General features: G+C 50.6%; 2 protein-coding genes. Both read left to right on the top strand.

From position 1 onward, the window contains the following. The first annotated feature begins 252 nt into the window (after positions 1-252). The gene (locus tag CLV89_RS22150; protein WP_106165738.1) at positions 253-1278 is read left to right on the top strand and encodes an IS30 family transposase; all 1026 of its coding nucleotides are present in this window, start codon (positions 253-255) and stop codon (positions 1276-1278) included. A 309-nt stretch (positions 1279-1587) separates the two neighbouring features. Continuing rightward, entirely contained in the window at positions 1588-2964 is a 1377-nt protein-coding gene (locus CLV89_RS22145) for a methyl-accepting chemotaxis protein (RefSeq protein WP_106165737.1), read from the top strand. The last annotated feature ends 183 nt before the right edge of the window (positions 2965-3147 follow it).

Raw genomic sequence — 3147 nt, 5'->3', positions numbered from 1 at the left:
TTCAGGCCCTGTCACAGATCTCCATCTCTTCTGCATAAACAGAAATAGCATTCGCTAGGGGGCAACAAGAAATCCGGTAGCAGCCCCATATTTCCAGGCACACATACATCCCAATGCACTCCCACCCACAAGGCTTTGCAGAACTTGTGACATTTCTGGATGGTTGCAACAATTCTGTGTACCCGATGTGCGCTACCTTCAAGTGCGACTCCTATTAGAAAACAATGAGTTATCTAATGAGGAGATTGTGCCATGGGAGCTGTTTACACGCAGCTGAGCATTGAGGAGCGTCGCAGAATCGAACGCTGGAGACATGCAAAGGTCCCAGTGAACGAGATAGCACGCGTGCTGAAGCGCTCGAAGGCCACCATCCACCACGAGATCAAGCGGAACTATTTCAGCGATGGGTGCATGCCCAAATGTGACGGCTACTATGGTGCTGCCGCCCATCTGATGGCGACCGATCGGCGCTCCCGGCAGCGCAAACTGATCCGCCATCCAGAACTGCGCAAACGGGTGATTGAGCGACTGAAGAATGGATGGACGCCTGAACAGATCGGCAACCGGATGATCTATGAAGGCGTCAGGCTCAGGGTCTGCCAGGAAACCATCTACCGCTACATCTACTCCAAGGAGGGCATGGAGCAGGAGTTGTGGTGGTATCTGCCAAATCACCGCAAACACCGTCGCCCCCGCCGTGCCAGGAAACGCCTTCCGCCCAAGTTCGATCATGATATCAGCATCCTGTTTCGCCCCGACGACGTGGCGCACCGCCGCCAGTTCGGTCACTGGGAGGGAGATTTGATGCTGTTCAAACAGAGCCTTGGGCAGTCGAATGTGACATCCTTGGTCGAGCGCGTAAGTCGGTTCACAGTGCTCCTGAAGAACCCGAACAAGCGCACAAAACCCGTCATGGGTAAGATCATGAAGGCTGTCCGTGACCTACCCCACCTGGCCCGCAAGTCCATTACCTTCGACCGCGGCGCCGAGTTCGTCAGCTGGCCACATCTCCAAGCCGAAATCGGGACACAGACCTGGTATTGCGATCCCTCTTCGCCGTGGCAGAAAGGCACCGTGGAAAACACCAATCGCCGGGTGCGACGCTGGCTGCCCCGCAAACGCGACATCAAGGCAGTCTCGGATCATGAACTGAAAATGATCTGCGACCGCCTCAACAACACGCCCCGCAAATGCCTTGGATGGAAGACGCCAGCCGAAGTGTTCAGGGAAAAGATGATGGCGGAACTGGGCCGATCCCCCTACCCTCGAAGGCAGTAGGAGTCGCGGTTCAGCTATCGCTCACACGGCAATTTCTGTGACGGTTGTCGCTCTAAGGACAGCGCAAAATACAACTGTCGGTGACAGCAAGATTGCTTCAGAAAACTTGCTAGCGATTCGCTTTCCGGCAAAGTGGTCATCAATCGTTAAATCACCCTCAGGTTGCTATAAAGTTTCAGACTGATACTTATGGCCAAAAAATCAGCAAAAGAATCAACTCAAGGATGAAAATTTTTCCATTTTTCTTTTGTTAACATCCAAATGTCAAAGTTAACTATCTTTAGCAGTTTAACTTCCAGGTGGTAGAGAATGTTGTTTTCTTCAGAACGTCGCGCGCTAGCCAAGGAGCTTGCCGAAAAGCAGGCATTCATGGATGTCATCGATCGCACACAAGCAGTGATTGAGTTTGAGCCCGATGGAACAATTCTGAAAGCAAATGAGAACTTTCTTTCAGCACTGGGGTATGAGCTTAAGGAGATTGTCGGTCAGCATCACTCAATGTTTGTCGATAAGGAATATGGAAAAACAGCCGCCTATAAGGGTTTCTGGAGTGACTTGGCCTCAGGTAAGTTCTTTACAGACCAGTTTCCCAGATTAACAAAAAATGGCTCTGAAATCTGGATTCAGGCAACCTATGCACCGGTGTTTGATACTGAAGGAAATGTCGAAAAGGTCATCAAACTCGCGACAGACGTCACTCAGCGTCGCAAGGACACTGAGGATATCGCCCGCAGTTTGACAAGTATGGCAAATGGCGACCTTGCTCAACGAGTTCAAGTCTCTGATATTGATGATCTTTGTGTGCTTGGCCAATCCCTAAACAAGGCTATGGAAAAACTCTCCGTAGCCATGGAAGCTGTAAAGGCGGTGTCAGATACTGTCTCGACAACTGCACAAGAGATCAACAGCTCAACATCTGAATTGTCCAACCGTACAGAAACTCAAGCGGCGACGCTGGAGCAAACAGCAGCTGCGATTGAAGAACTTACCTCCACAGTGCGCTCCGCTGCAGAGGGCGCGAAACAAGTAGAAGAAATTGTTGCAAACGCCAGAGCTGCGGCCCAAGGAAGCAATCAAGTTGTGCAAGACGCAATCCTAGCCATGGATCACATTCAAGAATCCTCAGACAAAATTTCCCACATCATTTCTGTCATCGATGACATCTCCTTTCAAACCAACCTACTTGCACTAAACGCCGGGGTAGAAGCGGCTAGAGCGGGTGAAGCCGGTCGCGGTTTTGCAGTCGTTGCCTCCGAGGTTAGAGCCCTCGCCCAACGTTCGACTGAGGCCGCTGGAGAGATCAAGGGGCTGATCTCGGAGAGCTCTAGTCATGTTTCCAAGGGTGTAGATTTGGTAGGGCAAGCTGGCGTAGAGCTCAGTTCAATAATTGAGAATGTTGGAACTATTTCCGGGCACGTAACCGAAATCGCTCGAGGTGCGCATGAGCAATCAGTTACGTTGGAAGAGATTAACACTGGTGTGAGCCAATTGGATGCCGTGACACAGCAAAATGCGGCAATGGTGGAAGAGACCACCGCATCGAGCCAAATCCTGGCCAATGATGCGACAGACTTGGCCCAACAAGTTGATAAGTTCAATACTCAGCCAAATAATGTCGTTTCGTTGCCAACTTTAGGTTTTGAAGACGACCATAACCACAGCGAAGTTTCTGCGTTTGGGGCTTGATACACTTGGTTTTGATTACTTGGATATGTCAACAGTTGCGCAATCCCAAATTGAAATCTCGTTGCACAGCTCCCCCAAACCCGCATCCGTAGCAGAAATAGTCTAGATGCTGAGATGTGCTTTGACGGAATGGCTTGTTTTGCAAAGAGTGCTATCTGTGCTTCACCGCCACTCGTCTTTGGT

This window comes from Tritonibacter scottomollicae (assembly GCF_003003215.1).
GTDB classification, from domain to species: domain Bacteria; phylum Pseudomonadota; class Alphaproteobacteria; order Rhodobacterales; family Rhodobacteraceae; genus Epibacterium; species Epibacterium scottomollicae.
The sequence above is the reverse complement of the archived record's forward strand: the minus strand, read 5'-3'. Positions and strand labels throughout refer to the sequence as shown.

Bases quoted from the DNA above. Each gene is read 5' to 3' on its own strand.
- CLV89_RS22150 (WP_106165738.1), top strand. From the start codon at position 253: ATGGGAGCTGTTTACACGCAGCTGAGCATTGAGGAGCGTCGCAGAATC.
- CLV89_RS22145 (WP_106165737.1), top strand. From the start codon at position 1,588: ATGTTGTTTTCTTCAGAACGTCGCGCGCTAGCCAAGGAGCTTGCCGAA.